Annotated in this window: 22 protein-coding genes; 18 read left to right on the top strand and 4 right to left on the bottom strand. The window is 57.1% G+C overall.

Going from position 1 to position 20,850, the window contains the following annotated elements; genetic code table 11:
• Positions 1-527 precede the first annotated feature (527 nt).
• From qseE to glnB, 4 genes are all read left to right on the top strand, one after another.
• Entirely contained in the window at positions 528-1,952 is a 1,425-nt protein-coding gene (qseE, locus tag IM284_RS09055; RefSeq protein WP_120247354.1) for a two component system sensor histidine kinase QseE/GlrK, read from the top strand.
• A gap of 4 nt (positions 1,953-1,956) precedes the next feature.
• Positions 1,957-2,694: a two-component system QseEF-associated lipoprotein QseG gene (qseG, locus tag IM284_RS09050; RefSeq protein WP_047368107.1), complete on the top strand. Its 738-nt coding sequence runs from the start codon at positions 1,957-1,959 to the stop codon at positions 2,692-2,694.
• Positions 2,681-4,018 carry a two-component system response regulator GlrR gene (glrR, locus tag IM284_RS09045; RefSeq protein WP_028014084.1) on the top strand — a complete coding sequence of 446 codons (1,338 nt, stop codon included), beginning with the start codon at positions 2,681-2,683 and terminating at the stop codon, positions 4,016-4,018. The genes qseG and glrR overlap by 14 nt, the downstream gene beginning before the upstream one ends.
• Before the next feature lie 65 nt (positions 4,019-4,083).
• The gene (gene glnB / locus IM284_RS09040; RefSeq protein WP_003860685.1) at positions 4,084-4,422 is read left to right on the top strand and encodes a nitrogen regulatory protein P-II; all 339 of its coding nucleotides are present in this window, start codon (positions 4,084-4,086) and stop codon (positions 4,420-4,422) included.
• A gap of 51 nt (positions 4,423-4,473) precedes the next feature.
• Here glnB and hmpA read toward each other — a convergent pair whose 3' ends face one another.
• The gene (hmpA, locus tag IM284_RS09035) at positions 4,474-5,664 is read right to left on the bottom strand and encodes an NO-inducible flavohemoprotein (protein WP_041908691.1); all 1,191 of its coding nucleotides are present in this window, start codon (positions 5,662-5,664) and stop codon (positions 4,474-4,476) included.
• Between the two features lie 303 nt (positions 5,665-5,967).
• On the opposite strand from hmpA, the gene glyA reads away from it, so the two are divergent.
• Positions 5,968-7,221: a serine hydroxymethyltransferase gene (gene glyA, locus IM284_RS09030; protein WP_025757663.1), complete on the top strand. Its 1,254-nt coding sequence runs from the start codon at positions 5,968-5,970 to the stop codon at positions 7,219-7,221.
• Positions 7,222-7,275: 54 nt separating this feature from the next.
• Here the strand turns inward: glyA and IM284_RS09025 are convergent, their stop codons facing one another.
• On the bottom strand, positions 7,276-7,698 hold the full coding sequence (locus IM284_RS09025; protein ID WP_047368106.1) for a DoxX family protein: 423 nt from the start codon (positions 7,696-7,698) through the stop codon (positions 7,276-7,278).
• 172 nt (positions 7,699-7,870) lie between these two features.
• Here IM284_RS09025 and IM284_RS09020 point away from each other — a divergent pair, with 172 nt between their 5' ends.
• A complete protein-coding gene (locus IM284_RS09020) occupies positions 7,871-9,010 on the top strand; it encodes a 3-phenylpropionate MFS transporter (RefSeq protein ID WP_028014081.1) in 1,140 nt (379 codons plus the stop codon).
• Here IM284_RS09020 and csiE read toward each other — a convergent pair whose 3' ends face one another.
• On the bottom strand, positions 9,011-10,288 hold the full coding sequence (gene csiE, locus IM284_RS09015; RefSeq protein ID WP_045260175.1) for a stationary phase inducible protein CsiE: 1,278 nt from the start codon (positions 10,286-10,288) through the stop codon (positions 9,011-9,013).
• A gap of 125 nt (positions 10,289-10,413) precedes the next feature.
• Here csiE and IM284_RS09010 point away from each other — a divergent pair, with 125 nt between their 5' ends.
• Together IM284_RS09010 and IM284_RS09005 are read left to right on the top strand one after the other, a co-directional pair.
• Positions 10,414-11,052 (top strand): DUF1007 family protein, encoded by a 639-nt coding sequence (locus IM284_RS09010; protein WP_193055774.1) that lies wholly within the window; start codon positions 10,414-10,416, stop codon positions 11,050-11,052.
• Complete coding sequence (locus IM284_RS09005) at positions 11,043-12,035, top strand: nickel/cobalt transporter (RefSeq protein WP_047368105.1); 993 nt, start codon at positions 11,043-11,045, stop codon at positions 12,033-12,035. The genes IM284_RS09010 and IM284_RS09005 overlap by 10 nt, the downstream gene beginning before the upstream one ends.
• Before the next feature lie 5 nt (positions 12,036-12,040).
• Here the strand turns inward: IM284_RS09005 and suhB are convergent, their stop codons facing one another.
• Positions 12,041-12,844, bottom strand: a complete 804-nt coding sequence (gene suhB / locus IM284_RS09000; protein WP_028014077.1) for an inositol-1-monophosphatase — start codon at positions 12,842-12,844, stop codon at positions 12,041-12,043.
• 132 nt (positions 12,845-12,976) lie between these two features.
• Between suhB and trmJ the strand changes: the two genes are divergently transcribed.
• The 10 genes from trmJ (at position 12,977) to pepB (ending at position 20,826) form a co-directional block, all read left to right on the top strand.
• Positions 12,977-13,702, top strand: a complete 726-nt coding sequence (gene trmJ / locus IM284_RS08995; protein WP_028014076.1) for a tRNA (cytosine(32)/uridine(32)-2'-O)-methyltransferase TrmJ — start codon at positions 12,977-12,979, stop codon at positions 13,700-13,702.
• Between the two features lie 216 nt (positions 13,703-13,918).
• The gene (gene iscR, locus IM284_RS08990; RefSeq protein WP_008502158.1) at positions 13,919-14,410 is read left to right on the top strand and encodes a Fe-S cluster assembly transcriptional regulator IscR; all 492 of its coding nucleotides are present in this window, start codon (positions 13,919-13,921) and stop codon (positions 14,408-14,410) included.
• A 117-nt stretch (positions 14,411-14,527) separates the two neighbouring features.
• The gene (iscS, locus tag IM284_RS08985; RefSeq protein ID WP_003860663.1) at positions 14,528-15,742 is read left to right on the top strand and encodes a cysteine desulfurase; all 1,215 of its coding nucleotides are present in this window, start codon (positions 14,528-14,530) and stop codon (positions 15,740-15,742) included.
• Between the two features lie 24 nt (positions 15,743-15,766).
• Entirely contained in the window at positions 15,767-16,153 is a 387-nt protein-coding gene (gene iscU, locus IM284_RS08980) for a Fe-S cluster assembly scaffold IscU (RefSeq protein ID WP_003860661.1), read from the top strand.
• A 13-nt stretch (positions 16,154-16,166) separates the two neighbouring features.
• Positions 16,167-16,490 (top strand): iron-sulfur cluster assembly protein IscA, encoded by a 324-nt coding sequence (iscA, locus tag IM284_RS08975; RefSeq protein WP_003860659.1) that lies wholly within the window; start codon positions 16,167-16,169, stop codon positions 16,488-16,490.
• A 76-nt stretch (positions 16,491-16,566) separates the two neighbouring features.
• On the top strand, positions 16,567-17,082 hold the full coding sequence (hscB, locus tag IM284_RS08970; protein WP_045260178.1) for a co-chaperone HscB: 516 nt from the start codon (positions 16,567-16,569) through the stop codon (positions 17,080-17,082).
• 14 nt (positions 17,083-17,096) lie between these two features.
• A complete protein-coding gene (gene hscA / locus IM284_RS08965) occupies positions 17,097-18,947 on the top strand; it encodes a Fe-S protein assembly chaperone HscA (RefSeq protein WP_047368104.1) in 1,851 nt (616 codons plus the stop codon).
• A 1-nt stretch (position 18,948) separates the two neighbouring features.
• A complete protein-coding gene (fdx, locus tag IM284_RS08960) occupies positions 18,949-19,284 on the top strand; it encodes an ISC system 2Fe-2S type ferredoxin (protein ID WP_003860652.1) in 336 nt (111 codons plus the stop codon).
• 1 nt (position 19,285) lies between these two features.
• Positions 19,286-19,486, top strand: a complete 201-nt coding sequence (gene iscX / locus IM284_RS08955) for a Fe-S cluster assembly protein IscX (protein ID WP_003860650.1) — start codon at positions 19,286-19,288, stop codon at positions 19,484-19,486.
• Between the two features lie 53 nt (positions 19,487-19,539).
• Positions 19,540-20,826 carry an aminopeptidase PepB gene (pepB, locus tag IM284_RS08950; protein WP_047368103.1) on the top strand — a complete coding sequence of 429 codons (1,287 nt, stop codon included), beginning with the start codon at positions 19,540-19,542 and terminating at the stop codon, positions 20,824-20,826.
• Positions 20,827-20,850: the final 24 nt, after the last annotated feature.

Here is a 20,850-nt window from a genome sequence, read left to right as displayed (position 1 = left end):
AAGCAGGTACTTTGTAGGCCCGGTGAGCGTAGCGCCACCGGGTTTTTTTATGCGTGTCGCAAAATTGCGACAAAGATGATATAGGGGTGTCTCCAAATAGAGACACTTAAATCATTGATTTATATATGGCAGGACAGGTTCCCGTTAAGGTGTTGCTTAATAGCGACACTTAGCCTGGAAATCATTCAGCGCACAATAAATAGATTAAACGAATAAAAGATATATATTTCAATGTGTTAATATTTTGTTTTGCATTCTGGCATGGGTGTTGCATAATATTAACCAGTGGCTCATTCACCTTCTTATGTCAGCCCCTTCGGGACGTGCTACATAAACTTCGAATGACGCACAAAAAGGTGCCTGCCGTCCAACTACTGATCATAGCGATGCTTTATCAGGCCAGGGCGAAACGTCGAGTTAGGCACCGCCTTATTCCATAACAAAGCCGGGTTTTTACCCGGCTTTGTTGTATCTGAAGGGCAGACTCAGTTACGCTCTCCGTAAACCCCCATGAAGAGAGTAATGCGTTGAAACGCTGGCCCGTTTTTCCCCGCTCCCTGCGACAGCTCGTGATGATGGCCTTTCTGCTGATCCTGCTGCCGCTGCTGATCCTCGCCTGGCAGGCATGGCAGAGCCTCAACGCACTGAGTGCCCAGGCGGCGCTGACGAACCGCACCACGCTTATCGATGCCAGACGCAGTGAAGCGATGACCAACGCTGCGCTGGAGATGGAGCGTAGCTATCGTCAGTACTGCGTGCTCGACGATCGGACGCTGGAGAAGGTGTACCAGAGCCAGCGCAAGCGCTACAGCGAAATGCTGGATGCCCACGCGGGCGTGCTGCCGGACGACAGGCTGTATCAGGCGTTACGTCAGGATCTGAACGATCTCGCGCAGCTGCAGTGCCAGAACAGCGGCCCGGATGCGGCTGCCGCCGCGCGCCTTGAGGCATTCGCCGCCGCCAATACCGAAATGGTGCAGTCAACGCGCACGGTCATTTTCTCTCGCGGCCAGCAGTTGCAGCAGGAGATTGCCGAGCGCGGCCAGTTCTTTGGCTGGCAGGCGCTGGTGCTGTTCCTGGTGAGCCTCGGGCTGGTGCTGCTCTTTACCCGCATGATCATCGGCCCGGTAAAGGGTATTCAGCGTATGATCAACCGCCTGGGGGAGGGGAAATCGCTCGGGGATACGGTTGCCTTTAAAGGCCCGCGCGAGCTGCGATCCGTCGGTCAGCGCATTATCTGGCTATCCGAGCGCCTGGCGTGGCTGGAATCCCAGCGTCATCAGTTCCTTCGCCATATTTCCCATGAGCTGAAAACCCCGCTGGCCAGCATGCGTGAAGGAACGGAGCTGCTGGCGGACGAGGTGGCAGGGCCACTTACGCCGGAGCAGAAAGAGATTGTCGAAATTCTGGACGCCAGCAGCCGCAACCTGCAAAAGCTGATCGAGCAGCTTCTGGATTACAACCGCAAGCTGGCTGACGGGACGGTGGTACTGGAAGAGGTGGAGATTGAGCCACTGGTGGATATGGTGATCTCCGCCCATAGCTTGCCGGCAAGAGCTAAAATGATGCATACCGGGGTGGAGCTGAATGCGCAGACCTGCCTGGCTGAACCCATGCTATTAATGAGCGTTCTGGATAATCTTTATTCCAATGCGGTGCACTATGGTACTGAATCCGGTAACATTTATATCCGAAGTTATACGAAGGGCTCCCGGGTGTTTATTGACGTCGCAAACACCGGCACCCCGATCCCCGATGACGAAAAAACCATGATCTTCGAACCCTTTTTCCAGGGGAGTCATCAGCGGAAAGGCGCGGTAAAAGGAAGCGGTCTGGGATTAAGCATTGCCCGGGACTGCATACGACGCATGCAGGGTGAGCTAAACATTGCCACGGACGAACGTTCAGATGTTTGCTTCCGTATTGAACTGCCCCTGAGCCGGAAAAATTAATAAAATGAATCTATATCTGGTGAGTATGTCACACGTCTTTTTCCGCGCCATACGCGCGGTGTTTTCCAGCAAAGCGGGTCGCCTGAGTCTGCCCTGTTTAGTTCTGGCGGGGTGCGTTTCCCATGCGCCGCAAAGTGCGATAAGCGGTAAACAGGAAGACAAATGGCCCGATAACCAGCTGGCGGATTTCCTCTCTACCCGCTGTGAGGATATCTGGAATCTGTCAGGGCATGATGTCGAAAATAATCCGCTGTTCTGGCTGCGCGGAATAGATTGCGCCCAGCGGCTTGCGCCGGTAGACGCCCGCATGAAGGCGGCGATGCTGGATGAGGACACCTGGCAGGACGCTTTCAAGCGTGGGATTTTACTGGCCGATGCGAAAATTACCCCCGTTGAACGTCGGGCCAACGTGACCCGTCTGGACACGTTTGTGATCAATCTTCCCGCACAGGTGCGCCCGGTATACCAGCTCTGGCGGGATGGGCAGACGTTACAGCTGCAGCTGTCTGAAGAGCGCTCCCGCTACAGCAAGCTACAGCAGTCAACCGACAGCGAGCTGGATACGCTGCGCCAACAGCAACAGCATTTACGTACTCAGCTGGATACCACGACGCGAAAGCTGGAAAACCTGACCGATATCGAAAGACAGCTCTCGTCGCGTAAATATCAGCCTGGTAGTTCATCTACTGCACCGGACAGCGATATGCCGAAACAAGAGGATGTGAAGCATGACGAGCCGTAAACCAGCCCATCTTTTACTGGTGGATGACGATCCCGGCCTGTTAAAGCTGCTGGGGATGCGTCTGGTCAGTGAAGGCTACACCGTGGTGACCGCGGAAAGCGGGCAGGAGGGGCTTAAAGTCCTCAGCCGCGAAAAGATTGACCTGGTGATCAGCGACCTGCGGATGGACGAAATGGATGGCATGCAGCTGTTCGCCGAAATCCAGAAGCAGCAGCCTGGCATGCCGGTCATTATCCTGACGGCGCACGGGTCAATCCCGGATGCCGTCGCCGCAACCCAGCAGGGCGTGTTCAGCTTCCTCACCAAGCCGGTAGATAAAGACGCGCTCTACAAAGCTATCGACAGCGCGCTGGAGCACGCCGCGCCCTCCGGAGACGACGCATGGCGTGAATCTATCGTCACCCGCAGCCCGATAATGCTGCGTCTGCTTGAGCAGGCGCGAATGGTCGCACAGTCAGACGTCAGCGTGTTGATTAACGGCCAGAGCGGAACCGGGAAAGAGATCCTGGCGCAGGCGATCCACAACGCCAGCCCGCGCAGTAAAAATGCCTTTATCGCCATTAACTGCGGTGCCCTGCCAGAGCAGCTTCTTGAGTCTGAACTTTTTGGCCATGCCCGCGGCGCATTTACCGGCGCGGTAAGCAGCCGGGAAGGGCTGTTCCAGGCCGCGGAAGGCGGCACGCTGTTCCTCGACGAAATTGGCGACATGCCTGCGCCGCTGCAGGTCAAACTGTTGCGCGTACTTCAGGAGCGCAAAGTGCGCCCGTTGGGTAGCAACCGCGATATTGATATTAACGTGCGAATCATTTCCGCTACCCACCGCGACTTGCCCAAAGTGATGGCCCGCAACGAGTTCCGTGAAGATCTCTACTACCGTCTGAACGTGGTGAACCTGAAGATCCCGGCGCTGGCGGAGCGTGCGGAAGATATTCCGCTGCTGGCGAATCACCTCCTGCGCCAGGCGGCAGATCGGCATAAACCGTTCGTGCGCGCCTTTTCGACTGATGCGATGAAACGGCTGATGGCCGCCAGTTGGCCGGGTAACGTGCGCCAACTGGTGAACGTGATTGAGCAGTGCGTGGCGCTGACGTCCTCGCCCGTTATCAGCGACGCGCTGGTGGAGCAGGCGCTGGAAGGGGAGAACACGGCCTTGCCGACGTTTGCGGAAGCGCGTAACCAGTTCGAGCTGAACTATCTGCGCAAGCTGCTGCAGATAACCAAAGGCAACGTGACCCACGCGGCGCGGATGGCCGGACGCAACCGCACCGAGTTCTATAAGCTGCTCTCACGCCACGAGCTGGAAGCAAACGATTTTAAAGAGTAATGCCGTATGGTACTGTGAGCAATCGATTACGAGGCAGCTTACAGGCAAGAGTTTAAGGACCCACCATGAAAAAGATTGATGCGATTATTAAACCTTTCAAACTGGATGATGTACGTGAAGCGCTGGCGGAAGTAGGCATCACCGGGATGACCGTGACGGAAGTGAAAGGTTTTGGTCGTCAGAAGGGCCACACCGAGCTTTATCGTGGCGCAGAGTACATGGTCGACTTTCTGCCGAAAGTGAAAATTGAAATCGTGGTCAGCGACGATATCGTCGATACCTGCGTGGATACCATTATCCGCACGGCGCAGACGGGCAAAATTGGCGACGGGAAAATCTTCGTCTTTGACGTGGCGCGCGTGATCCGTATCCGTACCGGCGAAGAAGACGACGCCGCGATTTAACCATTCGCCACCCGGCGAAAAAAAAGCCCCTCGAACGAGGGGCTTTTTGCGTTACAGCACCTTATGCGGCCCGAAACATTCGTAATGAATGTTGTCTTTATTCACGCCCAGCTCAACCAGCTGCTTCGCGGCATACTGCATAAACGCCACCGGTCCACAGACGTAGAACTGCATTTCCGGCGCGCTAAACGCCCCTTCCATCTGGCTTAAATTCATCAGTCCTTCGCTGTCAAAGCGTGCGGCAGTGCGGTCTGCCTCCGTCGGCAGGCGATACCAGGTATGCGCGGTGAAACGCGGCAGGGTCGCTCCCAGCGCTTTCACTTCATCCGCAAAGGCGTGCACGTCGCCGTTCTCCGCTGCGTGGAACCAGTTAACCTGCGCGCTGTGGTTTGCTTTCGCCAGCGTATCCAGCATCGCCAGCATTGGCGTTTGGCCCACGCCCGCGGAGATCAGCGTGACCGGGGTATTGGTTTCAATGGCCATAAAGAAGTCGCCCGCCGGCGCGGCCAGATGAACCACGTCGCCCACGCTCGCTTCGTTATGCAGCCAGTTGGATACCTGACCGCCGTCCTCGCGCTTCACCGCAATGCGGTAGCCTTTGCCGTTTGGTTTGCGGGTCAGAGAGTACTGGCGGATCTCCTGATGCGGGAAGCCTTCAGGCTTCAGCCATACGCCCAGATACTGGCCCGGCTGGTAATCGGCCACCGGCTGGCCGTCAACCGGCTCAAATTCAAAACTGGTGATAAGCGCGCTGCGCGGCGTTTTCTCGACGATACGGAAGGCGCGCGTTCCTTCCCAGCCGCCGTTCTTGCTGGCGTTTTCGCTGTAGATCTGCGCTTCACGGTTGATAAACACGTTTGCCAGCACGCCGTAGGCTTTACCCCAGGCGTCCAGCACCTCCTGGCCCGGGCTGAACATTTCGTCCAGCGTTGCCAGCAGGTGAGTGCCGACGATGTTGTACTGCTCGGGTTGGATCTGGAAGCTGGTGTGCTTCTGGGCGATTTTTTCCACCGCAGGCAGCAACGCCGCCAGGTTTTCGATATTGCTGGCGTAGGCCGCGATGGCGTTGAAAAGCGCTTCACGCTGATCGCCGTTACGCTGGTTGCTCATATTGAAAATCTCTTTGAGCTCCGGATTGTGCGTGAACATGCGATCGTAGAAATGGGCGGTAAGTTTAGGGCCGGTTTCCACCAGCAGGGGAATGGTGGCTTTAACGGTAGCGATGGTTTGAGCGTCGAGCATGGCAGCTTCCTTCTGATATTACCTAATGATGTATTTTAAATACATCTTATAAAAAATACCCATGCTTTGTAAATGGTTCTTTGCAAGATGAAAAATACGCATCACAAACCTGAAAAGAAATCCGCTGGAAATAGTGAGATCTTTATTCCTCAAACCCTTGCGTGGCGTGAAGGAAAACGTTTGCGTAAAATCGTTTGTCAAGACCTGTTATCACAGAACTATTCAGTTATACTGTTGCCCGTCGTCCAACAGGACTGCCTTTTCAGGCCAAAATTTACTTGTTAGCTGAGTCAGGAGATGCGGATGTTAAAGCGTGAAATGAACATTGCCGATTATGATGCCGAACTGTGGCAGGCTATGGAGCAGGAAAAAGTACGTCAGGAAGAGCACATCGAACTGATCGCCTCCGAAAACTACACCAGCCCGCGCGTAATGCAGGCGCAGGGCTCTCAGCTGACCAACAAATACGCTGAAGGTTACCCGGGCAAGCGCTACTACGGCGGTTGCGAGTACGTTGATATCGTTGAGCAGCTGGCTATCGACCGTGCGAAAGCACTCTTCGGCGCTGACTACGCGAACGTCCAGCCGCACTCCGGCTCTCAGGCTAACTTCGCAGTTTACACCGCGCTGCTGCAGCCGGGCGATACCGTTCTGGGTATGAACCTGGCGCAGGGCGGCCACCTGACTCACGGCTCCCCGGTTAACTTCTCCGGCAAACTGTACAACATCATTCCTTACGGTATTGATGAGTCCGGTAAAATTGACTACGAAGACATGGCTAAGCAGGCCAAAGAGCACAAGCCGAAGATGATCATCGGTGGCTTCTCTGCTTACTCCGGTATCGTTGACTGGGCAAAAATGCGTGAAATCGCAGACAGCATCGGCGCGTACCTGTTCGTTGACATGGCGCACGTTGCGGGCCTTATTGCCGCAGGCGTTTACCCGAACCCGGTTCCTCACGCTCACGTTGTGACCACCACCACCCACAAAACCCTGGCGGGTCCACGCGGTGGCCTGATCCTGGCGAAAGGCGGTGACGAAGAGCTGTACAAAAAACTGAACTCTGCCGTGTTCCCAAGCGCGCAGGGCGGCCCGCTGATGCACGTTATCGCCGCAAAAGCGGTCGCGCTGAAAGAAGCGATGGAGCCAGAGTTCAAGGTGTATCAGCAGCAAGTTGCTAAGAACGCCAAAGCGATGGTGGAAGTGTTCCTGAACCGTGGCTACAAAGTGGTATCCGGCGGGACTGAAAACCACCTGTTCCTGCTGGACCTGGTTGATAAGAACCTGACCGGTAAAGAAGCTGACGCTGCCCTGGGCCGCGCCAACATCACCGTGAACAAAAACAGCGTGCCAAACGATCCGAAGAGCCCGTTCGTGACCTCCGGTATCCGTATCGGTTCTCCGGCCGTGACGCGTCGCGGCTTTAAAGAAGCGGAAGTGAAAGAGCTAGCTGGCTGGATGTGTGACGTTCTGGACAACATCAATGACGAAGCGGTTATCGAGCGCGTCAAAGGTAAAGTTCTGGATATCTGCGCACGCTTCCCGGTATACGCATAATTCCTCTGCTTTGCAGAAATAAAAAAGGCCGCGCTTGCGGCCTTTTTTTATGGCTTAACGCCGGTCCAGGGAAATGGCCCCCGGTCCCACAATCGCCAGCAAAATAAACGCGCCAGCAATACTGACGTTCTTGTAGAAATTAATCATATTCGGCACAACCGCATCTCCGGTCATATCCCAGTAGTGGTGACCGATAATCGCCGTGCCCAGCGTATAGAAGACAAAGAGCACCGCGATGGGGCGGGTGAAAAAGCCGAGCACGATCAGGATCGCGGCGGGAACCTCCATTACTACGGCGATAATGGCCGCCAGCATCGGCATGGGGGCGCCGAGCGACGTCATATACTGAACGGTGCCGCTAAACCCCGTCAGCTTGGGATAGCCAAAAATAATAAACAGGACAACGATGGCAATACGGGCAATCAATAGCAGGAAGGAGCGTGAGGAGCCGAAATCGAAATAACGTAAGCTGTTCATGGCAAACGACCTCTTCAGGCGATGTCTTTTAAACGTAATACAATTTTGCCGCTCACGCCATACGCCGACCGGCTGTCCAGGACGTTAATTTATCGTTAATTTATAGCGCGCTAACGACTTGCTAAAGTGCAGGATAAACGCCAGACTATCGCCTCCATTTCGGGAGGGATTCATGGTCTTGCATTCCACGCGCTGGCTGGCGCTCAGCTACTTCACCTACTTCTTTAGCTACGGTATTTTTCTGCCTTTCTGGAGCGTCTGGCTCAAGGGAATTGGTTTGACGCCAGAAACCATCGGCATTCTGCTGGGCGCGGGGCTGGTGGCGCGTTTCCTCGGAAGCCTGCTGATTGCCCCCCGCGTCAGCGATCCCTCCTTACTGATTAAAGCGGTGCGCATTCTGGCCCTGCTGACGCTGGTCTTCGCGGCCTGCTTCTGGGTCAGCCATCAGTTTGCCTGGCTGATGGTGGTGATGGTTGGCTTTAATCTGTTCTTCTCCCCGCTGGTACCCCTGACGGATGCGCTGGCGAACACCTGGCAAAAGCAGATCACCATGGACTATGGTCGCGTGCGCCTGTGGGGCTCGATTGCGTTTGTGATCGGCTCGGCGTTGGTGGGGAAACTGGTCAGCCTTTATGACTACCGCGCGATTCTGGCGCTGCTGAGTATCGGTATTGCCTCGATGCTGCTGGGCATGCTGCTGCGCCCGTCGGTGATGCCGCAAGGGGAGAGTCGCCATCAGGAGAGCGCCGGCTGGCCCGCCTGGCGGAGCCTGGTGGCCCAGAGCTGGCGTTTTCTGGCGTGCGTCTGTCTGCTTCAGGGGGCGCATGCGGCGTACTATGGCTTCAGCGCCATCTACTGGCAGGGGGCGGGCTACTCGGCCTCTGCGGTCGGTTACCTGTGGTCGCTGGGGGTGGTGGCAGAAGTCATTATTTTCGCCCTGAGCAAAAAGCTGTTCCGCCGCTTCGGCGCGCGCGATCTGCTGCTGCTTTCCGCGGTCTGCGGCGTGGCGCGCTGGGGGATTATGGGCTGGACGACCGAACTGCCGTGGCTGATTATGGCGCAGATCCTTCACTGCGGCACCTTCACCGTGTGCCACCTGGCGGCGATGCGCTATATCGCGGCGCGCGAGGGCGGGGACGTGATCCGTCTGCAGGCGGTCTACTCTGCGGTGGCGATGGGCGGCAGCATTGCGGTGATGACGGTCTTTGCGGGTTTTCTGTATCAGCATCTGGGACACGGCGTGTTCTGGGTCATGGCGCTGGTGGCGCTCCCGGCGATGTTTGTTCGACCGAAAGTGGCCGCACGGGCGTAGCTACGATTCCAGCATGGCGCGAATATGTTCCTGCTGCTGCGTGTTAAGTGATTCAACCGCGTGGATCAGCGGCGGCGAGAACAGCGGCAGCACGGTAGGATAGGGGGTGATAACCAGCGCGGCTTCGCGCGGTGCCCCCTCTTTCTGGAACGCCTGCAGCGTCAGATAGCGAATGTTGAGCGGCAGCAGGGTTAATTCGCGCAGCTGCTGTTCAATCACCTCCTCACAGGATTTATCCTCCCCGGTCAGCAGCACTACCTGTTTTTCATGCAGATCGGTCTCCTGCATCAGCCAGGCGCCGAAAATAACCGCTACCAGCGCCATCTCTTCATCGGAGAACCGCAGCCCAAATTCGGCTTCCAGCTCAAAGAGTGCCTCTTTGGTGGTGCGTAACAGCCGGGGATAGAGACGGTGAATTTCCTCGGGCAGGCTATTGTCGATGCCGATCTCAAACAGCGAGCGGTCCAGCGCCTGAGCCAGATGGATATACAGCTGATCGGTCAGCCCCTGCTCATCGCTGAAGTTCATCCCGGTCTGAGAGCGGAAACGGGCCACCATGCGCACAATGGCGCGGCGCAGGCGCTGATCCTGCTGGTGTTTATCGAGCACCGGATCGGGCGTGCGGAGCATCATAAACAGCAGCGCCAGAAACAGCTGCTCGTCCACGTGCGCGCCCTGCGGCACGCGCCGCTTCCAGTGACGAACAATCTCCTGCGCCGTAAAATACTCTCCCCGCGACTGGGTCCAGCTGCGCTGCGCGTGGGAAAACTGCGGCGTATTCCCTAAGTGGTGCTGGATGAGGCAGTATTGCAAGTAGAGCTGTAAGAACTGGACGTCCCGGCATTCAAACTGACGCTGCAGCTTGCGTGAGCAGAAGCCGATCAGCGCCCGCAGATTAGCATCGTCGTAAAGCGGCCGCGCGATGCCGTGCTGTTTAAGCGCGGTTTTTAAGGCTGGGGTGAACTGGTGCGAGACAAACTGCGGACAAAGGCGGAGCGCCCTGCGCAGCCAGTGCAGCAGACATAAACGCTGATTCAGGGCAGTGCCTTCAATTCGGTAGCTGCCGTCATGGTGCGTGACGATATCCAGCCGGTGATAGCGCTGGATTTCATCGCGCGTCTCGGCTATATCTTGCCGTGCCATGACCTCGTCCACGCCATTGGCAGCGATTATGCTCTGTGCGGTGACGGCAGCATCGGGCAGGTAAAGCATCAAAAGCACCTGGCAGCGGCGCTGCGAACTGGAAAGCACAGATGGAATTTCAAGCGTCGTCATCATCTGTCGGGTATCCAGTGTGAATGTTTGATAAGAATAGCTAAAGGATGGGCGCTGAAAAGCGCGCCGGCAGGCCTTTCACTCAGGATTGCTGGGGAACATCACAGAATTTTTGACGTGAGGAATTGATGCAGACAGTTAAACAAAATGCGATGGCGTTATTTTTGGCGGTTATCACCTTTACCGCCAGCGCACATCCTCACAGTTTTATCAGCCTGAAAACCGAGCTGGTCACCGACGGCACGCAGCTGAGCGGCCTGAAAATGCGCTGGACGATGGATGAAATCACCTCGGCGGATCTGCTTTATGATGCGGGTAACGCGAAGCCCGGCGACGAAATCTGGAAAAAGCTGGCGGCAGAAGTGATGGCCAACGTGCTCGGGCAGCACTACTTCACCGAGTTCTGGCATAACGGACAAAAGGTGAAGTTCCTCAATCGCCCGACAGAATACGGCATGTCCCGCGACGGACATCAGGCGGTGCTGACGTTCGTGCTTCCACTGGCGCACCCGCAGCCGCTGGCAGGACAACCCTATACGTTTTCCACCTTTGACCCAACGTACTACGTCGATATGAGCTACGCCGAGGACAGCGACGTGCAGCTTCCTGCGTCGTTGCAAAAAACCTGCAACATTACGGTTCACACCCCGAAGCCCAGTGAAGAGACGCTGAATTTTGCTGTCTCTCTTGATAAAGAGGATGCCCCACCGGAGGACATGGAACTGGGTAAACAGTTTGCGCAGAAGGTAACGTTACAATGTCAGTGATCTCCTCTCCGGTACGAAAGCCGCGCCGCTGGCTGCACCTCTGGCCGCTGGCGCTTTTTCTACTGCTCGCCGTTTGCGGTTCGCTCTGGCTGTGGCAAGCCTGGCCGCAGGTGATGATGAAAAGCATCATCTGGCAGCGTGAGGTCAACCAGCAGATGAGCGGGCTGCTGAAGGCGGTGGCGGAGAACCCGACCAAAGCGGGCGGTTCTCTGCTGGCGTTCAGCTTTATCTATGGCGTGCTGCACGCGCTGGGGCCGGGGCACGGCAAAATCGTCATCACCACCTGGCTTGCTACCCATCCGTCGAAGCTGAAATCAAGCATTGGCCTGACGCTGGTCTCTTCGCTGCTTCAGGGGGGCGTGGCGATTGCGCTGGTGGTGGTTGTGCTTTCGCTATTACAGCTTCCCGCGCGCCAGCTGCACCTGAGCAGCTTCTGGCTGGAGAAGGGCAGCTATGCGCTGGTCGGCGTGCTGGGGCTGATCCTCTGCTGGCGGGCGCTGAAAAAGCTGCGCGCGCTGCTGCAAAAGCCCAAATTCAAAACTTTTACGCCGCACCACGTGCATGATGAGCACTGCGGCTGCGGGCATCAGCATCTGCCGACGCAGGAACAATTACAGAGCGGTGACGACTGGCGCGCGCGGCTGATGATAGTTCTCTCTATGGGGATGCGCCCGTGTTCGGGGGCAATCATGGTGCTGCTGTTCAGTAAAGTGATTGGCGTGTTCGGCTGGGGCATGCTCTCGGCGCTGGCAATGGCGGCAGGAACCTCTCTCACCATTTCGTCTTTGGCGTTACTGGTTCACAGCTTCCGTCAGCTTGCGGTAAAACTCAGTGGCAATAAAACGCCGGTACTGTGGCGACAGGTAGGATGGACAACGCTCGCGCTGGCGGGGGGAGTGATTCTGCTGGTGGCGGCGGTAACGATGTGGATGAGCGCGGCGCCGTTTAGCACCCTCTCCCCTTTGGGGAGAGGGCTGAGATGAGGAGATTAACGCTTCAGCGCATCGCTCAGCTCGTCACGCATGTTGGCCAGCATGGCTTTAACAACGCGTGGGTTACCCGCAACGATGTTGCCGGTGGTCATGTAGTTGTGGCCGCCGGTGAAGTCGCAAACAATCGCGCCTGCTTCACGTGCGATCAGCTCGCCCGCAGCGAAGTCCCACGGCTTCAGTGACAGTTCGAAGTAACCGTCAACGCGGCCGGTTGCCACATAGGCCAGATCCAGCGCAGCAGAGCCGGTGCGACGGAAGTCCGCGCATTCGGTGAACAGCTTGCCCAGGATATTCATATAGGTGGTTGCGTGCTGCTTCGCCTTGAACGGGAAGCCGGTCGCCAGGATGGTGCCGTCCAGATCGCGTGCATTGCTGCAGCGCAGACGGTAGCCGTTCAGCTGTGCGCCCTGACCGCGGGTCGCGGTGAACAGTTCGTTACGCATTGGATCGTAAACAACGGCGACTTCAGTACGGCCTTTAATGCGTACTGCGATTGACACAGAGAAGTGTGGCAGGCGTTTAACGAAGTTGGTGGTGCCATCCAGTGGATCGATAACCCATTGAACATCCTGATCGGTACCTTCATGTTCACCGCTTTCTTCGGTGATGATGGTGTGCTGCGGGTAAGATTTGCGGATCGTTTCGATAATAATCGCTTCTGCGGCTTTATCGACGTTAGTCACGAAATCATTGCTGCCTTTCTGGCTGGTTTCTACGGAGTCTGGCGTTTCGTAGTGTTTGGCAATTACATTACCCGCCTTGCGCGCTGCGCGCACGGCGATGGTCAGCATCGGATGCATCGGTCTCTCTCACTGGATGTTAAAGAACAGGAAAATCGGCGCAGAGTATAGCAGCGGGATCGGATTATGTCTCCCGTTTATGATAATATGCCCGAATATTCTTCAGACACTGAACCCAGACATCTAAAAATTATGCTGCAAAACATTCGAATCGTGCTGGTCGAAACATCGCACACCGGCAACATGGGCTCTGTGGCCCGCGCTATGAAAACCATGGGCTTAACGAACCTGTGGCTGGTTAATCCGCTGGTGAAACCAGACTCTCAGGCTATCGCCCTGGCGGCAGGGGCCAGCGACGTTATCGGTAATGCGCAGATCGTTGATACCCTCGACGAAGCGCTGGCCGGTTGCAGCCTGGTGGTGGGCACCAGCGCGCGCTCACGCACGCTGCCGTGGCCGATGCTGGATCCGCGCGAATGCGGCCTGAAAAGCGTCTCAGAAGCAGAGCAGGCGCCGGTTGCGCTGGTGTTTGGCCGCGAGCGCGTTGGCCTGACCAACGACGAACTGCAGAAGTGCCACTACCACGTGGCGATTGCCGCCAACCCGGAATACAGCTCGCTGAACCTGGCGATGGCGGTGCAGGTAATCGCCTACGAGGTGCGTATGGCGTGGCTGGCGACGCAGGAGAAGCAGGCAGAACCGAAAGAAGAGACGGCCTACCCGCTGGTGGACGACCTTGAGCGTTTCTACGGTCACCTGGAGCAGACGCTGCTCGCTACCGGCTTCATCCGTGAAGGCCACCCTGGCCAGGTGATGAATAAGCTGCGCCGCATGTTTACCCGCGCGCGTCCGGAAAGCCAGGAGCTGAACATCCTGCGCGGGATTCTGGCGTCGATTGAGCAGAAGAATAAAGAGTAGTGCCGATTTCCCCCTCTCCCCGTGGGAGAGGGTTGGGGTGAGGGCATCAGGCCGCACCTATATTATGAAGGCACAGAAGGTTAAATACCTGACTAAAACAGTCAAGTAAATAGTTGACCATTTTAGTCAGGAATGTCAGACTTGGCCCTGCTATGCAATACCCCCATTTTACAATAAAAAACCCCGGGCAGGGGCGAGTTTGAGGTTAAGTAAGACATGAGACTGACATCTAAAGGGCGTTATGCCGTGACCGCGATGCTGGACGTTGCGCTCAACTCCGAAGCGGGCCCGGTTCCGTTGGCTGATATTTCTGAACGACAAGGGATCTCCCTCTCTTACCTGGAACAGCTGTTCTCCAGACTGCGTAAAAATGGACTGGTGTCCAGCGTTCGTGGCCCGGGCGGCGGTTATCTGCTGGGTAAAGACGCGGGCAGTATTGCGGTTGGCGAAGTGATTAGCGCGGTGGATGAATCCGTTGACGCAACCCGTTGCCAGGGTAAAGGCGGCTGCCAGGGCGGCGATAAGTGCCTGACCCACGCGCTGTGGCGCGATCTGAGCGACCGTCTGACCGGCTTCCTGAACAACATCACCCTCGGTGAACTGGTCAATAACCAGGAAGTTCTGGACGTATCAGGTCGTCAGCACAGCCATGATTCACAACGCAGCACTCGCGCGCAGGACGCTATCGACGTCAAATTACGCGCGTAATAAAACGATAAGTATTTCAGAATCAGGCCGGGGTGGTCACACCCCGCGTACTCGGTCGTACATCCAGCCGGTTGCCTGATTCCTTGCATTGAAGCGATGTACGGAGTTTATAGAGCAATGAAATTACCGATTTATCTCGACTACTCCGCAACCACGCCGGTGGACCCGCGTGTTGCCGAGAAAATGATGCAGTGTCTGACCCTGGACGGAAACTTTGGTAACCCAGCTTCCCGTTCACACCGTTTTGGCTGGCATGCTGAAGAGGCGGTGGATATCGCCCGTAATCAGATTGCTGACCTGGTGGGTGCCGACCCGCGTGAGATTGTTTTCACCTCCGGTGCGACCGAATCCGACAACCTGGCGATCAAAGGTGCAGCCAACTTTTATCAGAAAAAAGGCAAGCACATCATCACCAGCAAAACCGAACACAAAGCCGTGCTGGACACCTGCCGCCAGCTGGAGCGTGAAGGGTTCGAAGTGACCTATCTGGCGCCGCAGAGCAACGGTATTATTGACCTGAAAGAGCTCGAAGCGGCGATGCGTGACGACACCATCCTGGTCTCCATCATGCACGTTAACAACGAAATCGGCGTCGTTCAGGACATCGCCACCATCGGCGAAATGTGCCGCGCGCGCGGTATCATCTATCACGTGGACGCGACCCAGAGCGTGGGCAAACTGCCTATCGACCTGAGCCAGCTGAAAGTAGACCTGATGTCCTTCTCCGGCCACAAAATCTATGGCCCGAAAGGGATCGGCGCGCTGTACGTTCGTCGTAAGCCACGTATCCGCATCGAAGCACAGATGCACGGCGGCGGTCACGAGCGCGGCATGCGTTCCGGTACGCTGCCTGTTCACCAGATCGTGGGCATGGGCGAAGCGTACCGCATTGCGAAAGAAGAGATGGAAACCGAGATGGCGCGCCTGCGCACGCTGCGTAACCGTCTGTGGGACGGCGTGAAAGATATGGAAGAAGTGTATCTGAACGGCGATCTCGAGCAGGGCGCGCCGAACATCCTCAACGTCAGCTTCAACTATGTTGAAGGCGAATCGCTGATCATGGCGCTGAAAGACCTGGCCGTTTCTTCCGGTTCTGCCTGTACATCTGCAAGCCTGGAGCCATCCTACGTGCTGCGCGCGCTGGGTATGACTGACGAGCTGGCACACAGCTCTATCCGTTTCTCTTTAGGTCGTTTCACTACCGAAGAAGAGATTGACTACACCATCAAGCTGGTTCGTAACTCCATTGGCCGTCTGCGCGACCTTTCTCCACTGTGGGAAATGTTCAAGCAGGGCGTGGATCTGAACAGCATTGAATGGTCACATCACTAATCGGTATATAAGGAGAATTCAATCATGGCATACAGCGAAAAAGTTATCGATCATTACGAGAACCCGCGCAACGTTGGCTCTTTTGACAACAGCGATGAATCTGTCGGTAGCGGCATGGTTGGCGCGCCAGCGTGTGGCGACGTGATGAAGTTGCAGATTAAAGTCAACAATGAAGGTATCATTGAAGATGCGCGCTTCAAGACCTACGGCTGCGGTTCTGCAATTGCGTCCAGCTCCCTGGTCACCGAGTGGGTGAAGGGCAAGTCTCTGGACGAAGCACAGGCAATTAAGAACACGGATATTGCTGAAGAACTCGAACTGCCACCGGTGAAAATTCATTGTTCTATTCTGGCAGAAGACGCGATCAAAGCCGCCATTGCGGATTACAAAAGCAAACGTGAAGCAAAATAATTGAGGTTTGAGTATGTCGATTACCCTTAGCGACAGCGCTGCCGCGCGAGTAAGCTCTTTTCTGGCGAACCGTGGTAAAGGCTTTGGCCTGCGACTGGGCGTACGTACCTCCGGCTGTTCTGGTATGGCTTACGTACTGGAGTTTGTTGACGAGCCGGCGTCTGATGACACCGTGTTTGAAGACAAGGGCGTGAAGGTGGTGGTCGATGGCAAAAGCCTGCAATTTCTCAACGGCACTCAGCTGGACTTCGTAAAAGAAGGCCTGAACGAAGGGTTCAAATTCACGAACCCGAACGTCAAAGACGAGTGTGGTTGCGGCGAAAGCTTCCACGTTTAACCGCGCGTCATCCGAAACCCCACCGTGGCTTTGCTGCGCGTGGGGTTTGTTCTAACAGGCTACCCCTGAGATTGTTATGGATTACTTCACTCTCTTCGGACTACCCGCTCAATACCCGATCGATCTTCAGGCACTGACGGTCCGTTTTCAGGATCTGCAGCGTCAGTATCATCCGGATAAATTCGCCAGCGGGACGCAGGCAGAGCAGCTGGCTGCGGTATCGCACTCCGCGACCATCAACCAGGCCTGGCAGACGCTGCGCCATCCGCTGGCGCGTGCAGAATATCTGCTCTCGCTCCACGGCTTTGATCTGGCGAGCGAACAGCACACCGTGCGCGACACCGCGTTTCTGATGGAACAGCTGGAGCTGCGCGAAGAACTGGATGAGATTGAACAGGCCAAAGACGAAGCGCGTCTGGAACGTTTTATCACGCGCGTGAAGGGCATGTTCGATACCCGCCATCAGCAGATGGTGGAGCAACTGAACAACGAGACCTGGGACGTGGCGGCAGACACTGTGCGCAAACTCCGTTTTCTCGATAAACTGCGAAGCAGCGCTGAACAACTCGAAGAAAAGCTGCTCGATTTTTAATTTCGGAAGCAATTATGGCCTTATTACAAATTAGTGAGCCTGGCTTAAGCGCCGCACCGCACCAGCGTCGTCTGGCGGTCGGTATTGACCTGGGCACCACCAATTCCCTCGTGGCGACCGTGCGCAGCGGCCAGGCGGAAACGCTGGCCGACGAGCAGGGCCGCCATCTGCTGCCTTCCGTGGTCCACTACCAGCAGCAGGGTCACGCGGTCGGCTATGACGCCCGCGCCAACGCCGCGCGCGATCCGGCCAACACCATCAGCTCCGTAAAGCGCATGATGGGCCGCTCGCTGGCCGATATCCAGACCCGCTACCCGCACCTGCCGTATCAGCTGCAGGCCAGTGAAAACGGTCTGCCGATGATTGCCACGGCGGCCGGCCTGCTGAACCCAATTCGCGTGTCTGCTGACATCCTCAAAGCGCTGGCGGCGCGCGCGACGGCGACGCTTGGCGGCGATCTGGACGGCGTAGTGATCACCGTTCCGGCCTATTTTGACGACGCACAGCGTCAGGGCACCAAAGACGCCGCGCGTCTGGCGGGCCTGCACGTGCTGCGCCTGCTGAACGAACCGACGGCGGCGGCGATTGCCTACGGCCTCGACTCCGGTCAGGAAGGGGTAATTGCGGTCTACGATCTGGGCGGCGGCACCTTTGATATTTCTATCCTGCGCCTGAGCCGCGGGGTATTTGAAGTGCTGGCGACCGGCGGGGATTCCGCGCTCGGCGGCGATGATTTTGACCATCTGCTGGCGGACTACATCCGCGATCAGGCGGGCATCAGCGATCGCAGCGATGCGCGCGTTCAGCGCGAACTGCTGGATGCAGCCATCGACGCCAAAATTGCGCTGAGCGATGCGCAGTCGGTCAGCGTTAATGTTGCAGGCTGGCAGGTGGAAATCACCCGCGACCAGTTCAGCGAGCTGATTGCGCCTCTGGTTAAACGCACCCTGCTGGCCTGCCGTCGCGCATTGAAGGATGCGGGCGTGGAGGCTGACGAGGTGCTGGAAGTGGTCATGGTGGGCGGCTCAACGCGCGTGCCGCTGGTGCGCGAGCGCGTGGGCGAATTCTTTGGCCGCACGCCGCTGACCTCCATCGACCCGGACAAAGTGGTTGCCGTCGGCGCCGCTATCCAGGCCGATATTCTGGTTGGCAACAAGCCGGACAGTGAAATGCTGCTGCTGGACGTCATCCCGCTGTCTCTCGGTTTAGAAACCATGGGCGGCCTGGTGGAGAAAGTGATCCCGCGTAACACCACCATTCCGGTGGCGCGTGCGCAGGAGTTCACCACCTTCAAAGACGGCCAGACCGCGATGTCCATCCACGTGATGCAGGGCGAGCGCGAACTGGTGCAGGACTGCCGCTCTCTGGCGCGCTTTGCGCTGCGCGGCATCCCGGCGCTGCCTGCTGGCGGGGCGCATATCCGCGTGACCTTCCAGGTAGATGCGGACGGCCTGCTGAGCGTGACGGCGATGGAAAAATCCACCGGCGTGGAATCATCCATCCAGGTGAAGCCGTCCTACGGCCTGACCGATGGCGAAATCGCCTCCATGATCCAGGATTCAATGAGCTACGCCGAGCAGGATGTGAAGGCGCGTATGCTGGCTGAACAGAAAGTTGAAGCCGCACGTGTGCTGGAAAGTCTGAACGGGGCGCTCGCTGCCGATGCCGCGCTGTTAAGCGCCGCCGAGCGTCAGGTGATTGACGAGGCTGCCGCGCGCTTACGCGCAGTCGCCGAAGGCAATGACGCTGACGCAATAGAAGAAGCCATTAAAAACGTTGATAAACAAACCCAGGACTTCGCTGCTCGCCGCATGGACAAATCTGTCCGCGTCGCGCTGAAAGGCCAGTCCGTGGACGAGGTTTAATATGCCAAAGATTGTTATTTTGCCTCATGCGGACCTCTGTCCGGATGGCGCTGTTCTGGAAGCGAAGACCGGTGAAACCATTCTCGATGTTGCCCTGCGTGCAGGTATCGAAGTGGAACACGCCTGTGAAAAATCCTGTGCCTGCACCACCTGCCACTGCATCGTGCGTGAAGGTTTTGACTCCCTCGCCGAGAGCACCGAAGACGAAGACGACATGCTGGATAAAGCATGGGGTCTGGAGCCAGACAGCCGCCTGAGCTGCCAGGCCGCGGTGACCGATGAAGATCTGGTCGTGGAATTCCCACGCTACACCATCAACCACGCACGCGAGCATTAATATGGGACTGAAGTGGACAGACAGCCGTGAAATCGGCGAAGCGCTCTACGACGCGAACCCGGATCTCGATCCCAAAACCGTACGATTCACCGACATGCACCAGTGGATCTGCGATTTAGAGGATTTCGACGACGATCCAAACGCATCCAATGAAAAAATTCTGGAGGCGATTCTGTTAGTCTGGTTAGATGAAGCAGAGTAAATCACTTAACGGGCTGCCTTCAGGCGGCCCGTTTGCTAATAAGGATAAATAAAATGACCGAAGCGATGAAGATTACGCTCTCTACGCAGCCCGCCGACGCGCGCTGGGGCGAGAAAGCCAGCTACAGCATCAACAACGACGGTATCACCCTGCACCTGACGGGCAAAGATGATTTAGGTCTGATCCAGCGCGCCGCGCGTAAAATTGACGGCCTGGGCATTAAGCATGTCTCGCTGGAAGGCGAAGGTTGGGATACTGACCGCAGCTGGGCGTTCTGGGCGGGCTACAAAGGCCCGAAAGGCACCCGCAAAATTGAGTGGGCGAACCTCGACGAAGCCGGTCAGAAAGAGCTGGAAAGCCGCCTGAAAATTATCGACTGGGTGCGCGACACCATCAACGCCCCGGCGGAGGAGTTAGGCCCTGAGCAACTGGCGCAGCGTGCGGTTGACCTGCTGTGCGGCGTGGCGGGGGATAAGATGTCCTACCGCATCACCAAAGGTGAAGATCTGCGCGAGCAGAACTACATGGGCATTCATACCGTGGGCCGCGGCTCCGAACGTCCTCCGGTCCTGCTGGCGCTGGATTACAACCCAACCGGCGATAAAGAAGCGCCTGTCTTTGCCTGCCTGGTCGGTAAAGGTATCACCTTCGACACCGGCGGCTACAGCCTGAAGCAGAGCGCGTTCATGGATTCCATGAAGTCCGACATGGGCGGCGCGGCAACCATCACCGGCGCGCTGGCATTCGCCATCACCCGCGGTCTGAACAAGCGCGTGAAGCTCTACCTGTGCTGCGCGGACAACATGGTGAGCGGCAACGCCTTCAAGCTGGGCGACATCATTCGCTACCGCAACGGTAAAAATGTCGAAGTGATGAACACCGATGCCGAAGGCCGTCTGGTGCTGGCCGATGGCCTCATCGACGCCTCTGCCCAGAAGCCAGAGCTGATTATCGACATGGCGACCCTGACCGGCGCGGCGAAAACCGCCCTGGGCAACGACTACCACGCGCTGTTCAGCTTTGACGACAAGCTGGCCGCTCGCCTGCTGGCAAGCGCGGCTGCGGAAAACGAACCGTTCTGGCGTCTGCCGCTGGCCGAGTTCCACCGCAGCCAGCTGCCGTCTAACTTTGCCGAGCTGAATAACACCGCGAGCGCGGCGTACCCGGCGGGGGCAAGTACCGCAGCAGGCTTCCTGTCGCACTTCGTTGAGAACTATCACGAAGGCTGGCTGCACATCGACTGCTCCGCAACCTACCGTAAAGCGGCAGTTGAGCAGTGGTCCGCGGGGGCGACCGGTCTGGGCGTGCGTACCGTGGCGAACCTGCTGACGGCTGAGTGATCTTTTTTGCCCGGCGGCGCTGCG

Source organism: Enterobacter cloacae complex sp. P12RS (assembly GCF_014895875.1).
GTDB classification, from domain to species: Bacteria; Pseudomonadota; Gammaproteobacteria; order Enterobacterales; family Enterobacteriaceae; genus Enterobacter; species Enterobacter bugandensis.
Note: the sequence above shows the minus strand (reverse complement) of the source record. Positions and strands in the feature narration are given on the sequence as shown.

What these genes read in the sequence shown, in the direction of transcription:
- qseG (WP_047368107.1), top strand. Translation starts at nt 1,957, where the DNA reads ATGAATCTATATCTGGTGAGTATGTCACACGTCTTTTTCCGCGCCATA.
- glrR (WP_028014084.1), top strand. Translation starts at nt 2,681, where the DNA reads ATGACGAGCCGTAAACCAGCCCATCTTTTACTGGTGGATGACGATCCC.
- glnB (WP_003860685.1), top strand. Translation starts at nt 4,084, where the DNA reads ATGAAAAAGATTGATGCGATTATTAAACCTTTCAAACTGGATGATGTA.
- hmpA (WP_041908691.1), bottom strand. Translation starts at nt 5,664, where the DNA reads ATGCTCGACGCTCAAACCATCGCTACCGTTAAAGCCACCATTCCCCTG.
- glyA (WP_025757663.1), top strand. Translation starts at nt 5,968, where the DNA reads ATGTTAAAGCGTGAAATGAACATTGCCGATTATGATGCCGAACTGTGG.
- IM284_RS09025 (WP_047368106.1), bottom strand. Translation starts at nt 7,698, where the DNA reads ATGAACAGCTTACGTTATTTCGATTTCGGCTCCTCACGCTCCTTCCTG.
- IM284_RS09020 (WP_028014081.1), top strand. Translation starts at nt 7,871, where the DNA reads ATGGTCTTGCATTCCACGCGCTGGCTGGCGCTCAGCTACTTCACCTAC.
- csiE (WP_045260175.1), bottom strand. Translation starts at nt 10,288, where the DNA reads ATGATGACGACGCTTGAAATTCCATCTGTGCTTTCCAGTTCGCAGCGC.
- IM284_RS09010 (WP_193055774.1), top strand. Translation starts at nt 10,414, where the DNA reads ATGCAGACAGTTAAACAAAATGCGATGGCGTTATTTTTGGCGGTTATC.
- IM284_RS09005 (WP_047368105.1), top strand. Translation starts at nt 11,043, where the DNA reads ATGTCAGTGATCTCCTCTCCGGTACGAAAGCCGCGCCGCTGGCTGCAC.
- suhB (WP_028014077.1), bottom strand. Translation starts at nt 12,844, where the DNA reads ATGCATCCGATGCTGACCATCGCCGTGCGCGCAGCGCGCAAGGCGGGT.
- trmJ (WP_028014076.1), top strand. Translation starts at nt 12,977, where the DNA reads ATGCTGCAAAACATTCGAATCGTGCTGGTCGAAACATCGCACACCGGC.
- iscR (WP_008502158.1), top strand. Translation starts at nt 13,919, where the DNA reads ATGAGACTGACATCTAAAGGGCGTTATGCCGTGACCGCGATGCTGGAC.
- iscS (WP_003860663.1), top strand. Translation starts at nt 14,528, where the DNA reads ATGAAATTACCGATTTATCTCGACTACTCCGCAACCACGCCGGTGGAC.
- iscU (WP_003860661.1), top strand. Translation starts at nt 15,767, where the DNA reads ATGGCATACAGCGAAAAAGTTATCGATCATTACGAGAACCCGCGCAAC.
- iscA (WP_003860659.1), top strand. Translation starts at nt 16,167, where the DNA reads ATGTCGATTACCCTTAGCGACAGCGCTGCCGCGCGAGTAAGCTCTTTT.
- hscB (WP_045260178.1), top strand. Translation starts at nt 16,567, where the DNA reads ATGGATTACTTCACTCTCTTCGGACTACCCGCTCAATACCCGATCGAT.
- hscA (WP_047368104.1), top strand. Translation starts at nt 17,097, where the DNA reads ATGGCCTTATTACAAATTAGTGAGCCTGGCTTAAGCGCCGCACCGCAC.
- fdx (WP_003860652.1), top strand. Translation starts at nt 18,949, where the DNA reads ATGCCAAAGATTGTTATTTTGCCTCATGCGGACCTCTGTCCGGATGGC.
- iscX (WP_003860650.1), top strand. Translation starts at nt 19,286, where the DNA reads ATGGGACTGAAGTGGACAGACAGCCGTGAAATCGGCGAAGCGCTCTAC.
- pepB (WP_047368103.1), top strand. Translation starts at nt 19,540, where the DNA reads ATGACCGAAGCGATGAAGATTACGCTCTCTACGCAGCCCGCCGACGCG.